Source organism: Hahella sp. HN01 (genome assembly GCF_018986435.1).
Classification (GTDB): domain Bacteria; phylum Pseudomonadota; class Gammaproteobacteria; order Pseudomonadales; family Oleiphilaceae; genus Hahella.
Genome location: NZ_JAHMIN010000002.1, coordinates 318,129 through 337,292, shown reverse-complemented (window position 1 = coordinate 337,292; position 19,164 = coordinate 318,129). Strand labels below are relative to the sequence as shown.

Sequence of the window (19,164 nt, the reverse complement as noted above, 5' to 3'; positions counted from 1 at the left end):
TTGCAGGTCCAGACCAATTAAGAAAGATGGCTTTAAAAATCCTTCGGAGCATGAAAAGAACGCCATCATTGATTCAAAGTTTATTTGGGCATCCAGAACTTAAATATATTATGGCTTAGTGATCGGATACTTATTTACGGGTTAGTAATTCGCAGGTACACATTGAACAGGGCCTGAATTAGCTTAACGTCTTGTTGAGCATTCTTTCCGTTTTTACCAACGGAGCTTCGTATTCTTAAAGAACTCATAATAACCTGAAAAAAATATTAATTAAAATGTCAGAAGCGTCATTTGACTTAAAAAACCGTCAAAAATAAAAAATAGCATACCCGACTCTTACAAAAAATAATGTATCTAAAATTCAATGACATGCATTAATTCGCACGTTGGTATGCATATTAGCGGAGAAAATATGCACTGCACTTACAGTTTGCCGTGTACGTGCTAATAGCTTAGCCAGACGTAGCAATGGAATCTGTTCGAGTGAGTGGCCCACTGAATATTATGAGGAATGTATGTCAGCTTGAGCGGGAAGAGGCCTTTATATAGTTACTTCGTGTTGTTACTAACAAGGCTATAAAAAATACCATCCACAACCATCGCCATCCGCTCATAGTCCAGCGTATCCCAGGTATCTTGGTCCGTATGGTAGGCGCGATTGCGGTAGAATGCGGTGTCGGTCACCATGACCGCAGGGTAGTCGTGAAACCAGTAGTTTATGTGATCGGAGAAGTCGACGCCGGCCAGGAAAGCGGGCCCGAGCATGGACTCCACGGGCAGAGGCGTGGCTTGCAGCATACCGGTTTTCAATGCGCGAACGTCGCTGTGTCCGCCCAGGTTGGAGACAACGGCGATAAAGTTAGCCTTGTCCGGGTAGAGCGCATTCAATCTGGCTAAAGGGTATCGTTGACTGCCGGCTTGCTCAGAGAAATAGCCGATCATTTCCAGACAGATCATCAATCTGACTTCCGCCCCCTTCTCCCTCAGAGACTGAGCGTGGTGATAGCTCCCCATATCATCAGTGCGAAAGTACGGCGGTTCCTCCAAGGCGTACGCGACTAATTCTACCTGGATAGGAGGCGGTTGAGCGGCGAATAGTCTGGCCAGCTCAAGCAATCCGGCGACGCCGCTGGCGTTGTCGTCTGCGCCGGGCAAGCCTTTGAACGCGTCATAATGAGCGCCAATGACGATGACTGGAGCAATGTCGTCGTCAGGACCGAACTTCGCCGATATATTTTGGTATTCGATTCCCCACACGCCATAGGGTTGCGCTTCAACTCTATCCGTATGCTGTTGAAATTGCGCCTGGATATAACCCGCGGACGCCGCCAGTTCGTCAGCGTCCTCAGAGCGGGAAGGTAACTCCTCAGAAAGCGTTCTTACATGCCGTCGCAGCGTGTCGGCGCTGGCCAGCGACTGGTAGCTCTCGGGCGACGCAACAAAGAAGACGGGAACAGTGATGTAATACCATAATGCAAACAGCGAAGCCGCCAGCGCCAACACGAAACACAACAGACGTTTCATAAACGAAATAACTTCATGCCTTGAAGAGAAACAAAAGAGTGCGAGCCCTACTCCGACTCGCGAAAATCCTGGCGGCTAATGCCATATTTTTTCATCTTGTCGTATAGAGTTTTTCGCGGCAGGCCCAGCGCAACGAGCGTATCCTTGATGCTGCCGTGATGGGCGGCCAGGGCTTCGCGGATGAGAGTCTGTTCATACAGCTCGACCTTCTCTGTCAGCGTGCGGCGACTCTGAATTTCCGGTTCGCCCAGCATATGCTCCATATCGAAGGAGCATTCCTCCCCCATAATCACGTAACGCTCCGCTAGGTTGCGCAGCTCCCGTACATTGCCCGGCCAATTGTGAGTCAGCAGGCGATGTCGTTGTTCAGGTTTTAACGGTACGATTTCCTGCTGGTAGCGAGCGGCGGCGACTAACGCAAAGTGCTCGAATAAAAGCGGCACATCTTCCAGCCGATCCTGCAGAGAGGGAATTTCCACCGCCACTGTGTTCAGCCGATAATATAAATCGCTACGAAATTCGCCCTTGTCCGCCATTTCCTTCAAGCTGATTTTAGTAGCGGCGATTACGCGCAAATCCAGTGGAATCAGCGTATTGGAGCCTAGCCTTTCCACCTTGCGTTCTTCGAGCACCCGCAGAATTTTGACTTGCAGAGACAGCGGCATACTCTCTATTTCATCCAGAAACAGCGTGCCGCCATTAGCGTGCTCAAATTTGCCGATTCGACGCTTATCTGCACCGGTGAAAGCGCCCGCTTCATGACCGAACAACTCGCTTTCAATGAGATTTTCGGGCACCGCGCCACAGTTGATGGCGACGAAGTTGTGCTCGCGCCGGTTGCTGTGCTCGTGCAGATAGCGCGCGACCAGTTCTTTGCCGACGCCGGTTTCACCAAACAACAGAATATCCGCCGGGGTGTTCATCACTTGTTGCAACACGCGGCGCAATCGCTGAATCGCAGGCGTGCGTCCCAGAATGCGCGGCCCGGGCGCGTTCTGTTCCTGCAACTCTCTACGTAAATCACGGTTCTCCAGCGTCAGGCGACGCTTGTCCATGGCGCGCCGGATGGTATCCAGCAGGCGCTCGTTGCTGAAAGGCTTTTCTATAAAGTCATAGGCGCCCTCGCGCATGGCGGAAACGGCTGTTGAGATATCGCCATGTCCGGTCACCAGAATCACCGGTAATTCGGAATCCACTTTCTGCAATGCCTGCATCAGCTGCAACCCGTCCATTCCCGGCATATTGATATCGCTGACCAGCACGCCGGGCCAGTCAGTCTGCAGGTTCCGCAACGCCTCTTCCGCACTGAGAAAAGTTTCCACCTGCAGGCCTTCCAGCTCCAATGTCTGGCCAACGGACTGCAGGATATGGCGGTCATCGTCGATGAAGTACACCATCAGTTCGGCGCCAGTTGCGCCCGCATTCTCTGACTGCAAAGTCTTACTCCTCATTGTCGCCGCCGACCGACTGCAGGACGGCTTGCGAGTCGGGAACGTTGGAGGCGTCCGCCTGAGCCAGCGGCAGCTCGACAATAAACAGCGCGCCCCCTTCCTCATTGTTGGCGGCGCGCAATTCGCCCTTCATCGACTCGATGATTCTGTATGAAATAGAAAGACCCAATCCCAGGCCTTGTCCTCTGTTTTTGGTCGTATAAAACGGCTCAAAGATGTGCTGCATTACATGCTCCGGGATGCCCGAACCGGTATCGCGAACCTGGATGCGCACTTTGCCCTTCTGGTTGACGCACTGAATGCGCAACTGCTTTTCCTGGCTGCCGGACATGGCGTGCAAAGCGTTGGTGATCAGGTTGATCAACACCTGCTCCAGTCGCACCATATCTCCCTGAACATAAATATCGTCCGCCGCAGCGTCTACGCGCCAGTTCACATGCGCCCGACGCAATTCCGGCTCAGTGATTTTCAAGGCCGCGTCGATACAACTGTTCACGTGCACTGGCCCAGACACATTGGCCTCTTTGCGGGCGAAGATTTTCAGTTGCCCGATGATGGAGGCCATGTGATCGGTCAGACCAACAATTTCCCGTAAATTCAGTTGCGCCTTTTCCGACATATGACGCTCAATAAACGCCTGCGCATTCTGCGCATAGGTGCGCAGCGCCGTCAGCGGCTGGTTAAGCTCATGATTGATGCCTGCGGATAACTGCCCCAGCAAAGCTAATTTAGCGGCTTGAATCAGCTCATCCTGAGTCAGCTTAAGCTCTTTCTCCGCCCTTTCCCGCTCTTCTACTTCCTCAAGCAGGCGCGCGTTGGCCTCGGAAAGATCACGGGTACGATGCTGTACCCGCGCCTCCAGCAGATCACGGGCGGCGCGTAGCGCTCGCTCCCGCCGCGCCCGCTCCACCAACAGCAACGCCAGCAGCACGATGATAAAAATCATCGACAGACTGAGCAGCAGAACGTTGCTGATTTCTTTCTTCACGCGCTCCATCGGCAATAAGACCTGCACCCGCCAACCGGCCTGGGGCATATCAGCGGACTTGGTCAAATAGGTTTGCGCGCTTTCGTCATGCAATCCGGCGCGGACAAATTGTGTAGCAGAGTCCAGTAGCTGATCCGACGCCTGCGTTTGCGTCAGCAACATGGGTTTTAACAGTTCCGGATCATAGCGCTGCTCTTTTTCTATCTCACGGGCTTCCGCAGCCCCTAGCGGGCGCGTCAACCGGAAACGCCATTCCGCGCGGGTGGAAATAAACACCACGCCATAATTATCCGTCACCAGCACCTCATAGGCGTTTTTCCCCCAAGGGCTGCCCCAGCGTTGTTCAACGGCGGAGAGGTCAATCTTGACCACAATGACGCCGAGGATGACATCGTCATCCGATACGGGAAAAGAGAAGTAGAAACCACGAACGCCCGAGGTCGTCCCCAGTGCGAAGTATTGCCCGGAACGCCCTTGCATAGCGTCTGAATAATAGGGCCGATAGGAAAAGTTGTGTCCGATAAAGGTTCTCGGAAGACGCCAGTTACTGGCGGCAAGGGTATCCCCACGCGCATTCAGCAAATACACATCCGCCGCGCCGCCAATGAAGTTGATTGATTCCAGATAAGCATTGGTGCGATTGGTCAGTTCAGCGTTTGTCGGGTCCTGCAACAAAGCCAGCAGGCGGGGATCTACGGCGAGGATATGGGGCAGGGATTCATACTTACTCAACAACGCCTGCAGGCTGGAAACGGAGCGCTGTAGCTCATTAGCGGCGTCCTGCTCCAGCTCCCGAACAGCTGAGGTCCGGGCCCAGTCTTCAGTGACATAAATCATGCTGCTGAAAAGCAAACATAAAACCAGAACAAAAATACCGCTACGCAAATAACGCATGCCTCCAGCTCCAGATCCGGGCGTCATCTGCTGCCTGGATGTTTGTCGCTTAATCCCGTTTTTAAATATGACCATTTATTAATAAATCTGATTAAGCATATTTACTCGCACACCCTTAATTATCGTTCGTTTCACGAAAACAGGGGAATATTATGCAGCGATTAAGGGAGCGTCCACTGAAACGCCCTGTTATAGGGCATAAATAAATTGATATTTGAGCAGAACTTACTAATTAATTATTCCGATTAGCATTTATACTTAATGGCTTTAAAACCCGATGCAGTCTAATTAAACTAACCCGGCGCTTTGAACCTTCAGTTCAAAGTCATAACAGATTATCACCACCCATAAAAAAGGGGGAAACCTCAATGAAAAAACTTCTAGTTTCAGGGATCGTTATGTCTTCGTTGCTTGCCGGTGGTTGCGCCAGCTTGACTGAGCAAGACCGTCAAGCCCTCGACGCCGCCACGACTACTGCGAACAACGCAGAGCAAGCTGTTTCCGGTGCGCAAAACACTGCTGACACAGCTCTGTCACGCGCTAACGAAGCTTACGCCAAAGCTGAAGAAGCTTTAGCTGCAGCTCTGGCTGCTCAAAAAGCGGCTAACGAAGCAAACGAACGCGCGCGTCGCATGCTGGAAAGAGCCAGCATGAAGTAATCCGGCTCTTTACGAACCGGATGACATGCTTGCGGCCAGGGACGGCTGCAGCTCTCCAATCGGCGAAGGAAGGCCACTCAATTCCGCCAGCGCCTTCGTCACCTTCTCTTCGTCCACCATCACACTGACGCCAGTCGACTGTAGCTTAAGCAGTTGATAGGTATATTCTTCCCGCAGCTTTTGTTCAGTGACGTCAGCCTCTGCATGCACTTCCATCCAGAGTTTGCCATCGTCCACGGCCAGCTTGACGGACTGATTGATGATCTTGACCGGAGTATTGTCCGGCACCAGCGACATCATCTGCTTGATATCCCAGTTATACAGACGGATACAGCCATGGCTGACGCGCATTCCAATACCCACGCCCTTATTGGTGCCATGAATCAGATAACTGTCCGCATCCAACTTGAACGCATAGGAGCCCAATGGGTTATCCGGCCCGGCGGGGATCGCTTTGGGTAATTGCTCGCCATATTCGTCCATCTGTCTTTGGCGAATGGACTCTGGCGGATACCAGGTTGGATTTTTCATGCGGGTGACGATCTTGGTGTCCATGATCGGCGTAGGGAAATCGACAGTGCCGATACCAATAGGTACGGTGTAAAGGCGCTTCTTATCAGGCTGGAAATAGTAGAGGCGGTATTCCGCCAAGTTTATCAGGATGCCATTGCGCAATCCCGGCGGGAGAATAAAGCGACCGGGAATGACAATTTCATCGCCTTCCGCAGGTAACCAGGCGTCGACGCCGGGGTTAGCGCTCACCAGTTCATTAAACCCAAAATTGTACTGCTCGCCGAGATCGACGAAGGTGTATTCTTTTTTCGCGACCAGCCGATGTTCTCTACCGACGATATCCTGCTTGGGATTCCAGGTCAGCTCCAGCGCCCCGGCCGAACCGCTTAACGCCTGGATGCTCACTGCGCCAACTAATCCAATCAGGGCTGCTTTCAGCTTCATTATTCGAATTCCTGTAACGAGACTAAATATGTTCGTTGTTTTGAGGTTGTCATCTGAGCGGCATTTTAGCACTAACCCCCGACAATCCCAGAGCGGGGAGTACCTATCTCAATCTGGTGATTACTCACGCAAACTTTCTGCTCCATTGCATATCCGCCGCATAACTTATGCGCTATATACAATAATCTATTCATTCACAATTAAAAATCCACCCGCAATTCAACGCTGCGTCAAGTCTTTTCTATTAAAACCCAAATAAATAAAGGTCACCGCCGCACTGAAACTGACGCCCCGAAAAGGTATACTTGCCCGCATTAAATAACGTTTAAATAACTCAAAAGAATAATACTCACCTGCAGTGAGGCCGTCTTTAGAGGTTGTTCACAGGAGGTATTTCCCCCATGAAGATCGTCCAGATAAGTGAATTTGGCGACCCATCCACTTTACGACTGAGCGAAGCGAAAATCCCAACACCCGCCCCCAATCAAGCACTGATCAAAGTGCGCGCCTGCGGCGTCAATCCCATTGATTATAAAACGCGCAGAGGCTTGGGTTTCGTGGCTGAGAAGGTCAAAACCCGTATGCCCTGGACGCCTGGGTACGATATCGCCGGAGAGATTGTTGAAGTGAACGGCGCGGGCCTGTCCTTTGAACCCGGCGACCGGGTTTGCGGCCTGGTAAATTTCCCTCTGCCCGCTGGCGGCTACAGTGAATACATCGCCCTGTCCACCGACAATCTGGTCAAAATTCCTGCGGAGCTTTCCTATGTGCAAGCCGCCGCATTACCTTTGGCTGGCTTAACCGCATGGCAGGGGTTGTTCGAAGTCGGCGCGCTGTGCGCAGGGCAAAAAGTGGTTATTCTGGCTGCGGCGGGCGGCGTTGGGCATCTCGCCGCGCAATTGGCGAAGAGCAAAAGCGCTCATGTCTGGGGCACTGCGTCAAAACCCCATCATGATTTTCTGAACAGCATGGGCGTCACTCCTGTGGATTACCACAATCCGCACGAGCTGGAAAAACTGCGCAATATGGACTTCGTTTTTGACGCTGTAGGCGGAGAAACGGGCTTGGCGGCATTGGATTTCCTCTCCCCCAAAGGCGCATTGGTGACCTTGCCGACCATCAGCGCCACGTCTATTTGCGACGCGGCTAAGGTCCAGGGGAAACAGGCCAGCGGCTATACCGTACATCCCGACCCGCGTCGTCTGCAGGCGTTATTGACCTCAGCCGCCAAGGAAAAGTTGCGCGTGGAAGTGCAAGCGACCTTCCCGCTGGCGCAAGCGGCGGAGGCCCATCGAATGTTGGAAGGCGGACACGTACGCGGCAAAATCGTACTGACGATGGACTAAACGCGCCAATCAGGTGTACGCGCCCAATATGCGCTGCACCTGCCCGGAATAGCCACCACCAAATAAATTGAGATGATTCAGTAAATGGTAAAGGTTGTAGATGTCGACTCTGTCGCGCCAACCTTCTTCCAACGGATAGGCCGCGTCATAGGCGGCGTAGAACTCATCTCCAAACCCGCCGAACAACATGGTCATGCCCAGCTCCGCCTCGCGCCAGCCGTAATAGCAGGCGGGATCAATCAAGACGGGAGCGCCATTTTCATCCTGATGCGCATTACCGGACCATAAATCACCATGCAGCAGCGATGGCGGCTGCTGTGGCACCAGTTCGGGAAGCTTGCGACACAAGGCTTCCAAACGCCACATGGAGCCGCTATCCAGTTTACCGCTGTCATAGGCGAGCTGCCCTTGAAACAGTAAACGCTGCTGTGCGAAGAAAACATATCCGTCGGTGTAATTATCATTGGGCTGCAAGGTGGTTCCGCAGTAGGTGGCGAATCCAAAACCAAATTCCGGCGCAACGGATTGATGTTGCTTCGCCAGCCCCTCGCCAAAGCGAGTCCAGTAGTCCGGCGCTCTTTCGTGAGGCTCCACCCATTCAAGCAGTAGATAATGCTCCGCATTGGCGATCACCACCGGAACGCGCACGCCTTTGGCTTCGCGCAGTATATCCAGTGAACGCGCCTCCACCGAAAACATTCCTACCGGCGGCGAACCATGATATTTCAGGAAGAACCGCTCTTTGTGGCTGGTGTGAATCTCCAGGGTTTGATTAATGCACCCTCCCCCCACGGACTGCGACGACTCAAGCTCGCCATATCCATTCTCCGACAGCCACGCGCTAACCTCCTGAGTGAAGTTCATAATCATTTCCATGTAAGCTGGGCGCCGTCGCCTGCGCCATTTTTTCAATATGGGATTGCATGACAGCGTGGATCTGCCAGGCCTCCTGCCAGAGCTGACGCGTCCTGATCGAGGCGTCGTCGCTGAGATCTTTTTCCAACAGGCGAGGATGATAAAGTCGGAACATCACATTCAGATTACTGAGTTTGCGCGGGAAACGGGGAATGCTGAGCATGCGCGAATCCCGCAGCCGCTGCTCCATGTTTCTGGGCAACAGCCTCCCCACGCCTAATAGCCATGGAGGGATGCGCACCGATCTGGCCCAGGACTCCGCTCCCTGATGCAGACACAGCAACAATGGCGCGCGCGACCGCAAGGAAAGCTCAATAAAGCGTGGGCTCAGGAAAGGCTGCACGTTCAGGCCATCGCCGAAGCTGCAATTCTCGCCTTCCGGCATGATAAGGCAATCCGTGTAGCGGCTGGCCCGCATCAGCCGCAGGACATCATTGAACGACAAGGCGCGATCAACCTGTGTCAGCATCGTAAAAAACTGCTTCAGCACAGGCGCCTGATAGTAACCTCGCCAGGTCAACGCAAAAGGCACACGCTCTTCACCTCCGCTGCGCAAATACGCGTGCATCAGGGCAATCGCCGCCGCCAGAGCGCCAAGCGCCGGGCCATGATTCATCGCCACCACTAATTTAGGGTGCTGTTCGAGAATGGCGGATAAATCCTCAGAGTCAGGGTGCAACGTGAGTTTCTTCACGTACGCCCATTTCATCAATTCATTCGCCAGCGCAAGTTCTTCAATCGTACGCACGGCCGGAATCTCCTCTACGCTTTGGAGCGCCAGCTTAATTATTTATTTTTAATGGGTTTCTCCGATACCTAAGAGCATAGCCAAGCCGCTCCGCTCTGTCACTGCGCCAGTATTTTTTCCGGACCTGGCAGCGGGTTTATTAAGCGGCCGGGTCGTTTTATACTCAAACGAGGTTATGACCCGTCTTTAGTGCGGGAAATAACTCCTAACGCGGAGTCTTAGCTTCATACAGCAAGACACATCCGCCCAAAATAAAAAAGCGCGTTTCCTCTGTTAACGCGAGGTTATCACCTTTCACGGCTCCAGCAAGGCGCGGCGACCACAAGTCTCCTTCCCACTTAGCTGTAACGTGAGTTTTTAAGAGGAGTGCAGTCATGTTTGATCTGCTCGACAAATATCGAGTCAACGAACTGCATGTCAGAGACGATGCAGACAGTGGGCTCAAAGCGATTATCGCTATTCACAATACCCGATTCGGTCCCGCCCTGGGCGGATGCCGTTTTATCTCTTACGATTCCACGGAGGCGGCCCTGCTGGACGCCGTTAGGCTGGCCAGAGGCATGAGCTACAAAGCTGTGCTGGCGGGCGTGGAACAGGGCGGCGGCAAGTCCGTCATCATGAAACCCAAAGGCGCTTACGATGCGGAAAAGCTTTTCCGCACATTTGGCCGCTTTATTGAATCTCTCAACGGACGCTACATCACCGCGATCGATTCCGGCACCAGCGCCCGGGAAATGGATTACATCCGCCGCGAGACCAATCACGTCACCAGCACCAGCGACGAGGACAATCCGTCTCTGTACACCGCCCGCGGAGTATTTGAAGGCATCAAAGCCGCCGTCGCTTACAAGCTCAAGCGCGACCTGGGCGGCGTAAAAGTCGCCGTACAAGGGGTCGGCAATGTCGGCTACCTTCTATGCAAGTTTCTGTATCAGGCCGGCGCCAAACTGGTCGTCACGGATATCGACTCCACCCGCATCCAACGCGTAAAGGAAGAGTTCAATGCGGAAGCGACAAGTCCTGCGGATATCTATCGCACGCCTTGCGACGTCTTTGCCCCCTGTGGCCTTGGCGGCGTCATCAATGATAAAACCTTGGAGCAGCTTCATTGCGCTATTGTTGCCGGTTCAGCGAATAACCAGCTCGGCGAAACCCGCCACGGCGACGCGCTCCACCAGCGCGGCGTTCTGTACGCGCCGGATTACGTCATCAACGCCGGAGGCCTGATTTATGCGTCGCTGCATCACAGCGGCAATAAACAGTTACTCATTGACGACAAAACAGCGCGAATCGCCAACACCTTGACAGAAATCTTTACTCAATCAGAACAACAGCGCGCGCCAACCAGTGAAATTGCTGACCAATTGGCGGAAATGCGGCTTTATCAAGGACTTTCCGAAGCTGCTTAATACGAAATAGAGCTTCGCTAAAACACAAATTCGCATAAAACGGGAAAAATACGGAGTCAATTCCCCGTCCGCCCGCTAATGACGGGGCGAACGGGGAATTTCCCAGATGGTAAATGACCGGGAACGGTCTACACTGGTTTATAAGGACGCCCCCGATTGAGCGTCAGACACTGGCGATTGCTCTCGTTCGTGTGTAGTCGACGTGTATGGGAACGTTCTTTATCTGCTGCGCTTGCGGAGCCGGATGCGGCTCCGCTTTTTTTTGCCTGAGGCTTTATAGAAACGCACAGTCTGCTTCAGAGTTATCGGCGCCGTTCCATATAACTTTAAGTTATTTATTGAGAACGCTTTGTTATCCGTTAAAACCGTAAACCGCCCGCAGGTTGCGGCTTCTGCGGTTTTCTTCAAGCAATTTCTATGCAACCATTAGCGCCCTGTAACCCTATCCCATCTTTCTTTCGCCCGCATCGGGGTAAAAATGACGTTCAAACCCAAGGAGACGCTGACCGAGCAGGTCGCCCAGCATTTGGAAGATCTCATCGTGCTCGGCCAGTTGCAGTCCGGCCAAAGAATCTTCGAGAACGCCATGTCCAAAGAGCTGGAAGTCAGCCACGGCTCCATCCGGGAAGCGCTTTTGCTGCTGGAAAAGCGCTTCCTTGTGACCAACGTGCCTCGCAAAGGCGCTTTCGTCACGGAGTTGAACGAGCACTTTGTCGATAGCCTGTATGAAACCCTGCTGCTGATATTGGGTCACACCGGCGTCAAATTGGTGCGTAGCTGGCGTCCTCATGATATGGAACGGTTGGAATCGCTATATACGCAGATGAAAAACTGCTTCGAAAAAGGCGATCTGCTGAACTTCCATAAGATCGGCGTCGAATATACACAAGCCTCTTTGGTCTATGCGGATAACTATTTCATTATCAACATGGTCAACGATCTTTGGCCGTCCGCCAAGCGCTGCAGCTTTATGGCCTTGCGTCAGGGCCCCAAAATCATAGAAGACAATCTGTCTTACATGCGCAGCTCATTGGACGCCATCCATCAACGTGACGAACACAGCCTGCAATCCATCCTGGCCTCCTATGCGGAAAGCCAGCGTCAGCAAGTTATTGAGTGTGTGAGAGCGCAGACGCGGCGGTGAGAACAGAACAGATGATCGGTCGTTTAGCGCGGCCTTATTCTTCCAGATATGGAAAAGCGTTGCCGCTGATGCTCGGATTGGCGCTACTGGCTGGCTGCGCCGGAAAAACCACGCAACCCGACGCCCCCGAACCACAGCCGGAAATGCCGGCTGTCGAAGAGGCGCAGCCCGCTCCCGAACCGGAAGCGCCAGAGCCCAAACCGCCGGCTCGTCGGAGCAAACCAAAGCAGAAAGAAACCTGCGTCTTCCGTCCGCTAAAAGGCGTCGCGGAAGTATTGGAGGTTTATCCCCGCCAGTGGCTGATGAGCTTTTATCCCGGAGATCTGAAGTTTATCTATCCGACGCCGTCGGGAACGCCGAGGCCGCAGCTAGGAGAGGAATTTCGAGCGATTCGCTATAAAAAATACAGCGGCCCCTGCCCTGAAGAATTCTACGAGCTGATGGGGCCTTTGCATTAAGCCGGGCGTTTAAAGGGCTGAAATCCTATTTGCGGGGTTCTTCCAGCTTGAGGTGACTGGTGTCGGGAGCTGGCGGCGGCGGATCTTTTTTCTTCTGTCCAAGATCGCTGCCGGTAGGAGCCAGTTGCAGGTGCGACAAATCCGGCTCAGGGAGAGGCGGAGTCTCATGATGCTCGGCCATCGCGGTCCCGACCGGGGCGATATCCCAATTCACATCTGACAGAATCTCATCCACCTTCTCACCAGCGACAGGCAGACCGCCTGTTGGCGCAGAAGACTTAACCGGCTTGACGGGCGCAGCCGCCTGCGGCGCGGGTTCGCGAACAACGGGCTGTGCTGGCGCGGATGGAGGCGCAGTTGGCGCTGGCGCAGGCTCTGAGGCCTCCGGCGCGCCCATTTCACGAATCAAACAAACGGCGCCGTTCTTATGCAGTACGGCTTTGTATTTCTGGGCGGTGACGTCATCCAGGCGATTGCGCAGCACCACAGCCTTACCGGAGAACATCTGGTCCACCTGCGCAGGCGACGCCTTAAATAACTTAGCGACATTTTCCTTGACCTGGTCCAGGGAAAAACCGTCCACCAAGCCGCCAGTAAACACCAATTCGTATTGCGCCACTCATATCTCCTTCAGTTTCTTTTTAATGGTAAACTCTACCCGTCAGCCTTGCCAGTCAATACGCTAAATTCCCCCAGGAAAACAAAGAAGGAGACTACAATGGCCCTGACCTCTTCCACCATGCTCGCACTGGGCTCCCGCGCGCCGAACTTTAATCTTAGCGATACTCAGGGACGCCACTGGTCGCTGGCGGATTTCAGCGACGATCCTGCGCTACTGGTGATGTTCATCTGTAATCACTGTCCCTATGTCATCCATCTGAAAACAGCGTTGGCGGATTTCGCCCGCGACTACGCCGCCAAGGGCCTTGGCGTCATCGCCATCAACGCCAACGACGCCAGCGCCTACCCGGCGGATTCCCCGGAAAACATGGCGCTGGAAGTGGCGCGCTACAAATATGTGTTCCCCTACGTATACGACGAGACGCAGGAAGTCGCCAAAGCCTATCACGCCGCCTGCACGCCAGATTTTTTTCTGTTCGACGCCCAACGTCGCCTGGTTTATCGGGGGCAATTCGACGATAGCCGTCCCGGCTCCGACAAGCCCATTACTGGAAAAGATTTACGTCAGGCGGTGGACGCGCTATTAAACGGCGGCGAAATTGCCTCTGATCAACGCCCGAGTATGGGCTGCAATATAAAGTGGCGCGACGCTTAACGGTTGTAACGCCTTACTCTCGACAAATTTGGAAGAAGCGACAGGATAAACAATGTGGCGGGTCATTTTTTYCCACGGCCGGGATAGCGGTCCCTGGGGCGGAAAGATTCAGTATTTGTCGGATATCGCGGGACGCATGGGCTTCTCCATCACCAGCGTGGATTATCGCGGCATGTCTGACCCTGATGAGCGAGCGGAGCATTTGCTGAAACAACTGCCCGGCGACGAACGTTTGATTCTGGTGGGCTCCAGTATGGGCGCTTATGTCTCGCTGAAAGTTTCCCGGGACCATCCCGTCGAAGGCCTGTTTTTATTGGCCCCGGCGATCGGCCTGCCCGGCTATGCAGAACCCTGGCTGGAGCCGTCTGCGCCGCATACGGAAGTTATGCATGGCTGGCGGGACCATCTGATTGAGCCGCAAAATGTGCTCAAATGGGGAAGCCAGCATCGTTGCACTCTGCATTTTGTCGATGACAACCATCGTTTACTGATCAGCCTGCCGCAAATCGGCGGCTGGTTCGAGGATTTCCTGACAGCGCGGCTGCGCGACGTCGGAAATAGGCTGCAAGCGACCTGTTATAGCGCCGCCAAAGCATACGATTAATCAGGCAGACAAATAGCTTCCTTCTATTTGTCTGAAGCGACAGCGCCTGATTATTAACATGCCAATATCATTGCCATATTAATAACCATCGGAACTTGAAGCTATGACCCTTTCCACCCAAGACGTAGCCGGCATTATTCAACACATGAACGACGACCACGCAGAGACCCTCTGTAATTACGTTCGCTACTATGGCGGCGTCCATGACGTGGTGTCCGCAGAGCTGACGGAGATCACCAGCCACGAGCTTTATCTGCAGGTGATCGCTCACAGTCTCTCCTGCAAACTGTCCGTCCCCTTGATTCGCTCGATTCATTCAACGGATGAGGCGCGACAAGTTCTGGTGGAAATGGCTAAACAGGCCAAAGCCGGACTCGCCAGTGAGAAGAGTTACTAGAGGCCGGACTCCATAGAAACGCGCCATCTCAAAACGGCTTTTGCATCTGCTGTCATCAGAGCCCTCTTGTGGACATCCTGATATTGCAGGCAGCCAAAGTTGTCACCACTGTGGCGACGGTAATGGGCTTGGCCTGGGTCGCCGAGAGAGTAAGCACTCGCACCGCCGGACTGCTGTCCGGTTTTCCTCTGGGCACCGCCATCGCATTGGCGTTTATTGGGATAGAACAGGGGCCAGGGTTCGCCGCCGCCAGCGCCTCTCATGCTTTACTTGGTTTCCTGGCGGCGCTGGCGATGACTACCACCTATTTGTTCTGCCTCAAACTCCCCTATTCCGCAGTGTTGGCGCCGCTGGCGGGCATTCTGGCGTTTATTGTGGCGAATGGCGCACTCAGTCTGATCAGTGGGGGGTTGTGGCGTAATCTGGCGGTAGCCGGCGTGGGCGTCACATTGATCGCCGTCGCCTATAGAAATATCCCTTCAGTGAACATCGCCGCCTCAGCGCGCCTGACCTATCCGGTGCTATTTCTGCGCGGCTTTCTGTCATCAGTCCTGGTGCTGGCGATTACCGCCTTAGCCTATCTGGGCGATACCTTATTGGCGGGACTGTTTGCAGCGTTCCCGGTGACCTTTCTTCCTCTTCTGCTCATCGTTCACCTGAGTTATGGGCCAGAGCCAGCTCGCACCCTCATCAAGTTCTACCCCATTGGACTCGGTTCTCTGCTCGCATACACCCTGACGGTGGCTTTGACCTACGCCAGCCTGGGAGTCCTCACGGGCACGCTCGCCGGCTTCGCCGCCGCCACGCTTTACCTTATGTTGCTGGGGCTCATGCGCCAGCGGACGGTGCGGAATGCGTGATAAAGCCGAATGCGCTTGCCTAAGCGCAATTTTTGATCTATCACTTAAATACCTATCTGTATTTGCCCGAGAAAGTAGAAATGTTGCGTTACTGTGAGGTTTCCTGTCCTTATTGCGGAGAAACCCAAACTGTCGCTGTCGACTGCTCCACCGAGATTCAGGATTATTACGAAGATTGCCGTGTCTGCTGCCGCTCCATGTCCATGCACGTAACCTGCAGCTATGAAGGGGAAGTGCTGGATTTGAGCGTCAGAAGCGAGGATGAGGCGTAGCCGACGCTTCCGCGCCGGCTGACGTAAATCAGAGACAATCGAACTGGTCGGCTTCGTCGAAGGCCACCGACACCATTTCGTATCCCATCGAGGACAGGTCCTTCAGCAGTACGGGATTATCAAGCACCCGCCGGCAAATTCGCCGTACCTGGGCGTTGGTATCTTTGTGCGCCAATTGCTCAGCGAACCGAAAGTCCAACACCATGTATTTCTTCACACCGTATTGATCGGGCTGACTGAGCTCCACGCTCTGATAACCAATGAAATACATATCCGAGCTGATTCTCTCCATGTCAGCAAGAGCCAAGTGCAGCTGTCGGGTAGGCGACTCTGCGAAAACGGCTGGGGCGCAACCGATGGAAATCATCAAAACAAAGAACCATTGACGTACCATTGACCTTCTCCCCTGAAGCGTTCAAATGAACACTGCATAATTATTAGCCAAACTTGTTCATCGCATCGCCTCGAACCAACGTGTTTTTCATTGGTTTACAAAGTCGACGCAAACTTGACTGCAAGAGAAGAAAAACTACGTCAATCTCCCGTCAGTTAGGGTGCTTACTACAGGTTATGCGGTATTTTTGACTCCATCATCCGCTTCCGACATCAGCTTTTCCACCTCCTGAGGATAAGCCGCCAACTGCGCCTGCAATCCCTGCAGATCGAACTGAGACGCCAGAGTCGACAGCGAACGGGCGTACTCTTCCAATCCTTCATGGGCATAAGTCTCAGCCATGGCGCTGAGACGACTGGCGAACTCCTGCACACGCTGCAGATCGCCACTGTCTTTCAAGTCTTCCCAATCGGTCCACAACTCCTGCTTCAACTCCGACGCCAATTTCTGCTGCGCCATGGCGTTTACTTGCGCTTCAGTCGTCTGCTTCACTTTGGCTTCTGGTTTCGCTCGCTCACGCACTGGTGGACTTTCCACCTTCGCTTTCTTGGCTTTTACCACCGCCAGATATTGAGTTAACACGTTAAACAACAGCGCGCGTTCAATCGGTTTGCGTAAGGCGTCCGCGAAACCAAGCTGATCGATACGCACAAACTCATCCGCCAGTGTGGAGCCAGTCAAAGCGATGACGGGTATCTTAGCAGTGAGCGGATGCTGCTTGAGCAGGCGAGTCGCCTCATAACCGTCCATGCGCGGCATACGCAGGTCCATGAGAATCAGATCCGGCTTCTCCTGACGCGCCAGCGTCAGCGCCTCGCGTCCGTCACAGGCTTCCGTAATGAGCAGCTCCGTCCCACTGAAGAATTCCTTGATCAACTTGCGGTTCGTCTCCACATCGTCCACCAATAGAATTTTCGCCGGACGGAAGCGCGGAGCCTTGGCGGAGCGCAACTCGTATTTGTTCTCTTCTTTACGCTGGCTGACAGAAACGTGATGCAGGCGAATTTCGAAACGGGAGCCTTTGCCCAGCTCACTTTTAAGGCCAATTTCTCCGTTCATCATCTCCACCAGCTTTTTGCTGATGGCCAAACCAAGTCCTGTGCCGCCATATTGACGATTACTCTGCCCTTCATGCTGCTCGAATGCATTGAATATCCGCGCCTGCTGATCCTGGGCAATGCCAATGCCACTGTCCTCAACCGCAATCTCCAGCTCAATGTGATCATCATCGCCGGGAATGGAAGACGCCTTAGCGCTCAGGGAAATATAACCCTCATGGGTGAACTTGATCGCGTTGCCCACCAGATTGAATATCACCTGCCGCAGACGCACTTCATCCAGCACCAGCGAGTGCGGCAACTGATCATCCAGCACAATGCGCAGATCCAGCTTTTTCTGCGAGATTCGAGCGGAAAATATCTGCGCCACATCCTGCAATAAACGGTGCGGGTCCAGTGGTGCGTATTCGATGCGCAGCTTGCCGGACTCCACCTTTGACAAGTCAAGAATATCGTTGATGATGGTCAGCAGAGCGCGGCTGCCCTTCTTGATAGCGTCCAGGTAAGATTTCTGCTTGGCGTCATGGATCAGTCCTTCCAGCAGCTCGGTATACCCGATAACCGCATTCATCGGTGTACGAATTTCGTGGGACATATTGGCGAGGAACTCGCTTTTCGCCTTGTTGGCGGAATCCGCTGCTTTCGCCAGATGCTCAGCGTGTTTCATCGCCGCCCGCAGACGCTCTTCGCTCTTGCGCAGCGCTTCTTCAGAACGAATCCGCTCCGCTACTTCCCGAGATAGTTTACGGTTCCAATACAGGAAGATAATGATGACCACGACCGCTACGGTAGTGATGCGCCAGACCAGCGCATAATCGATTTTTTCCTCGTAGCTGAAGGTGATCCATTTTTTGTAGATCGCCTCCTGCTCTTCGGTGGTGATAGTGTTCAGCCCCTTGTCCAGAATCCGCGTCAAGATCGGCCAGTCCGACCGCACGCCAATTGCTATGTCATAGGTGTATGGAGTGATGCCTGTCAGCTTGATATTGCTGACGCCAAGATGGTTGACCAGATAACTGATGCTGGGGATATTGCTGATCAGAACATCTATATCTCCATTGGAGACGCCCAGCAGTCCCTCTTCCAGCGTGTCCACAAACACCAGATTTAGATTGGGATGGTTGATCAGCAGAAAGTCCTGGCTGGCGTAATCTTTAACGACAGCGACGCGCTCCCGATCCAGTTCTTCCAGAGAACCGATGAAGCGCATTTCATCACGGACCGCCATCACAATCGGATATGAAAGGTAATGCTCGGAGAACAGCATGCGCCCCTCTCGGCGAGGCGTCACCGCGACGGCTGCGATAACATCCAGCTCCCGAGTCTGCATAGCGCCGAGAGTGGCGGTCCAGTTCTCACGACGGGTGCGCTCAAAACGATAATTCAGGCGCTGCTCAAGCAGCTGAATATAGTCCGCGACGATGCCTTGGTAATTGCCTTCTTCATCGATCATTTCAAAAGGAGGCCAGTGGGGATCGCCCGCAATGCGGATATTGGGGTGCGCTTGCAGCCAGGAACGCTCGAACGGGGTCAGAATATCCGCAGCGCCTTCATCTGCGCTCACCGGCGCCAGACATCCCCATAGCAGAAGCAAAAGCGCCACGCCTAAACGCGTCGACCAAAGCTGTTGACGAACGACGCATCGCTTCGCCCTCATGCCGACAAGCTCGTGCAGAACAATAGATTTGAATTAAAACGGATAGTCACCCGCCCTGTCCCCTTGTGATCTGGCGCCCGGCTCAGAAAATGACGGCGAAGCCCTGCGGCCGGAGCGGGTAACATTATGGCACGATTGAGCATTATTGACAGC

At 53.6% G+C, this 19,164-nt stretch carries 19 protein-coding genes; 10 read left to right on the top strand and 9 right to left on the bottom strand.

Translation table 11 applies throughout. From position 1 onward, the window contains the following. Positions 1-549: 549 nt before the first annotated feature. From KP814_RS03820 to KP814_RS03810, 3 genes are read right to left on the bottom strand one after another with little or no spacing between them, the layout of a single operon-like run. Positions 550-1,524 carry a M28 family peptidase gene (locus tag KP814_RS03820; RefSeq protein ID WP_216735505.1) on the bottom strand — a complete coding sequence of 325 codons (975 nt, stop codon included), beginning with the start codon at positions 1,522-1,524 and terminating at the stop codon, positions 550-552. 47 nt (positions 1,525-1,571) lie between these two features. Continuing rightward, a complete protein-coding gene (locus KP814_RS03815) occupies positions 1,572-2,960 on the bottom strand; it encodes a sigma-54 dependent transcriptional regulator (protein WP_279500202.1) in 1,389 nt (462 codons plus the stop codon). 4 nt (positions 2,961-2,964) lie between these two features. Next, complete coding sequence (locus KP814_RS03810) at positions 2,965-4,857, bottom strand: ATP-binding protein (protein ID WP_253938128.1); 1,893 nt, start codon at positions 4,855-4,857, stop codon at positions 2,965-2,967. Between the two features lie 368 nt (positions 4,858-5,225). Here KP814_RS03810 and KP814_RS03805 point away from each other — a divergent pair, with 368 nt between their 5' ends. Then, positions 5,226-5,516: an Lpp/OprI family alanine-zipper lipoprotein gene (locus tag KP814_RS03805; RefSeq protein WP_011394313.1), complete on the top strand. Its 291-nt coding sequence runs from the start codon at positions 5,226-5,228 to the stop codon at positions 5,514-5,516. A gap of 9 nt (positions 5,517-5,525) precedes the next feature. Here KP814_RS03805 and KP814_RS03800 read toward each other — a convergent pair whose 3' ends face one another. Next, positions 5,526-6,473 carry a L,D-transpeptidase family protein gene (locus KP814_RS03800; protein ID WP_216735503.1) on the bottom strand — a complete coding sequence of 316 codons (948 nt, stop codon included), beginning with the start codon at positions 6,471-6,473 and terminating at the stop codon, positions 5,526-5,528. Positions 6,474-6,874: 401 nt separating this feature from the next. Between KP814_RS03800 and KP814_RS03795 the strand changes: the two genes are divergently transcribed. After that, entirely contained in the window at positions 6,875-7,819 is a 945-nt protein-coding gene (locus KP814_RS03795; RefSeq protein ID WP_216735502.1) for an NADP-dependent oxidoreductase, read from the top strand. A 9-nt stretch (positions 7,820-7,828) separates the two neighbouring features. Here KP814_RS03795 and KP814_RS03790 read toward each other — a convergent pair whose 3' ends face one another. Continuing rightward, complete coding sequence (locus KP814_RS03790) at positions 7,829-8,683, bottom strand: fructosamine kinase family protein (RefSeq protein WP_216735501.1); 855 nt, start codon at positions 8,681-8,683, stop codon at positions 7,829-7,831. Then, on the bottom strand, positions 8,661-9,482 hold the full coding sequence (locus KP814_RS03785) for a hypothetical protein (RefSeq protein WP_216735500.1): 822 nt from the start codon (positions 9,480-9,482) through the stop codon (positions 8,661-8,663). Before KP814_RS03785 ends, KP814_RS03790 begins: the two co-directional genes overlap by 23 nt. A gap of 374 nt (positions 9,483-9,856) precedes the next feature. Between KP814_RS03785 and KP814_RS03780 the strand changes: the two genes are divergently transcribed. The 3 genes from KP814_RS03780 to KP814_RS03770 all read left to right on the top strand — a co-directional run bounded on the left by KP814_RS03780 (position 9,857) and on the right by KP814_RS03770 (position 12,493). Beyond that, positions 9,857-10,891 carry a Glu/Leu/Phe/Val dehydrogenase dimerization domain-containing protein gene (locus KP814_RS03780; protein ID WP_216735499.1) on the top strand — a complete coding sequence of 345 codons (1,035 nt, stop codon included), beginning with the start codon at positions 9,857-9,859 and terminating at the stop codon, positions 10,889-10,891. Positions 10,892-11,369: 478 nt separating this feature from the next. Beyond that, positions 11,370-12,035 carry a GntR family transcriptional regulator gene (locus tag KP814_RS03775; protein WP_216735498.1) on the top strand — a complete coding sequence of 222 codons (666 nt, stop codon included), beginning with the start codon at positions 11,370-11,372 and terminating at the stop codon, positions 12,033-12,035. An 11-nt stretch (positions 12,036-12,046) separates the two neighbouring features. Then, on the top strand, positions 12,047-12,493 hold the full coding sequence (locus KP814_RS03770) for a hypothetical protein (protein ID WP_216735497.1): 447 nt from the start codon (positions 12,047-12,049) through the stop codon (positions 12,491-12,493). A 25-nt stretch (positions 12,494-12,518) separates the two neighbouring features. On the opposite strand, the gene KP814_RS03765 is transcribed toward KP814_RS03770, so the two are convergent. After that, positions 12,519-13,112 (bottom strand): hypothetical protein, encoded by a 594-nt coding sequence (locus KP814_RS03765; protein WP_216735496.1) that lies wholly within the window; start codon positions 13,110-13,112, stop codon positions 12,519-12,521. A gap of 99 nt (positions 13,113-13,211) precedes the next feature. Here KP814_RS03765 and KP814_RS03760 point away from each other — a divergent pair, with 99 nt between their 5' ends. From KP814_RS03760 to KP814_RS03740, 5 genes are all read left to right on the top strand, one after another. Next, positions 13,212-13,769: a thioredoxin family protein gene (locus tag KP814_RS03760; RefSeq protein WP_216735495.1), complete on the top strand. Its 558-nt coding sequence runs from the start codon at positions 13,212-13,214 to the stop codon at positions 13,767-13,769. Positions 13,770-13,821: 52 nt separating this feature from the next. Then, positions 13,822-14,373, top strand: a complete 552-nt coding sequence (locus tag KP814_RS03755; RefSeq protein ID WP_216735494.1) for an alpha/beta hydrolase — start codon at positions 13,822-13,824, stop codon at positions 14,371-14,373. Positions 14,374-14,476: 103 nt separating this feature from the next. Beyond that, on the top strand, positions 14,477-14,770 hold the full coding sequence (locus tag KP814_RS03750) for a DUF2470 domain-containing protein (protein WP_127968028.1): 294 nt from the start codon (positions 14,477-14,479) through the stop codon (positions 14,768-14,770). A gap of 68 nt (positions 14,771-14,838) precedes the next feature. After that, positions 14,839-15,630 carry a hypothetical protein gene (locus tag KP814_RS03745; protein ID WP_216735493.1) on the top strand — a complete coding sequence of 264 codons (792 nt, stop codon included), beginning with the start codon at positions 14,839-14,841 and terminating at the stop codon, positions 15,628-15,630. Between the two features lie 32 nt (positions 15,631-15,662). After that, on the top strand, positions 15,663-15,902 hold the full coding sequence (locus tag KP814_RS03740; RefSeq protein WP_216735492.1) for a CPXCG motif-containing cysteine-rich protein: 240 nt from the start codon (positions 15,663-15,665) through the stop codon (positions 15,900-15,902). Between the two features lie 28 nt (positions 15,903-15,930). Here KP814_RS03740 and KP814_RS03735 read toward each other — a convergent pair whose 3' ends face one another. Next, positions 15,931-16,296, bottom strand: a complete 366-nt coding sequence (locus KP814_RS03735) for a hypothetical protein (protein WP_216735491.1) — start codon at positions 16,294-16,296, stop codon at positions 15,931-15,933. A 174-nt stretch (positions 16,297-16,470) separates the two neighbouring features. Further along, a complete protein-coding gene (locus KP814_RS03730; RefSeq protein ID WP_371824026.1) occupies positions 16,471-18,957 on the bottom strand; it encodes an ATP-binding protein in 2,487 nt (828 codons plus the stop codon). Between the last annotated feature and the right edge of the window lie 207 nt (positions 18,958-19,164).

Coding starts and splice junctions, on each gene's coding strand:
- KP814_RS03820 (WP_216735505.1), bottom strand. CDS start 1,524: ATGAAACGTCTGTTGTGTTTCGTGTTGGCGCTGGCGGCTTCGCTGTTT.
- KP814_RS03800 (WP_216735503.1), bottom strand. CDS start 6,473: ATGAAGCTGAAAGCAGCCCTGATTGGATTAGTTGGCGCAGTGAGCATC.
- KP814_RS03810 (WP_253938128.1), bottom strand. CDS start 4,857: ATGCGTTATTTGCGTAGCGGTATTTTTGTTCTGGTTTTATGTTTGCTT.
- KP814_RS03805 (WP_011394313.1), top strand. CDS start 5,226: ATGAAAAAACTTCTAGTTTCAGGGATCGTTATGTCTTCGTTGCTTGCC.
- KP814_RS03795 (WP_216735502.1), top strand. CDS start 6,875: ATGAAGATCGTCCAGATAAGTGAATTTGGCGACCCATCCACTTTACGA.
- KP814_RS03760 (WP_216735495.1), top strand. CDS start 13,212: ATGGCCCTGACCTCTTCCACCATGCTCGCACTGGGCTCCCGCGCGCCG.
- KP814_RS03770 (WP_216735497.1), top strand. CDS start 12,047: ATGATCGGTCGTTTAGCGCGGCCTTATTCTTCCAGATATGGAAAAGCG.
- KP814_RS03790 (WP_216735501.1), bottom strand. CDS start 8,683: ATGAACTTCACTCAGGAGGTTAGCGCGTGGCTGTCGGAGAATGGATAT.
- KP814_RS03775 (WP_216735498.1), top strand. CDS start 11,370: ATGACGTTCAAACCCAAGGAGACGCTGACCGAGCAGGTCGCCCAGCAT.
- KP814_RS03750 (WP_127968028.1), top strand. CDS start 14,477: ATGACCCTTTCCACCCAAGACGTAGCCGGCATTATTCAACACATGAAC.
- KP814_RS03780 (WP_216735499.1), top strand. CDS start 9,857: ATGTTTGATCTGCTCGACAAATATCGAGTCAACGAACTGCATGTCAGA.
- KP814_RS03735 (WP_216735491.1), bottom strand. CDS start 16,296: ATGGTACGTCAATGGTTCTTTGTTTTGATGATTTCCATCGGTTGCGCC.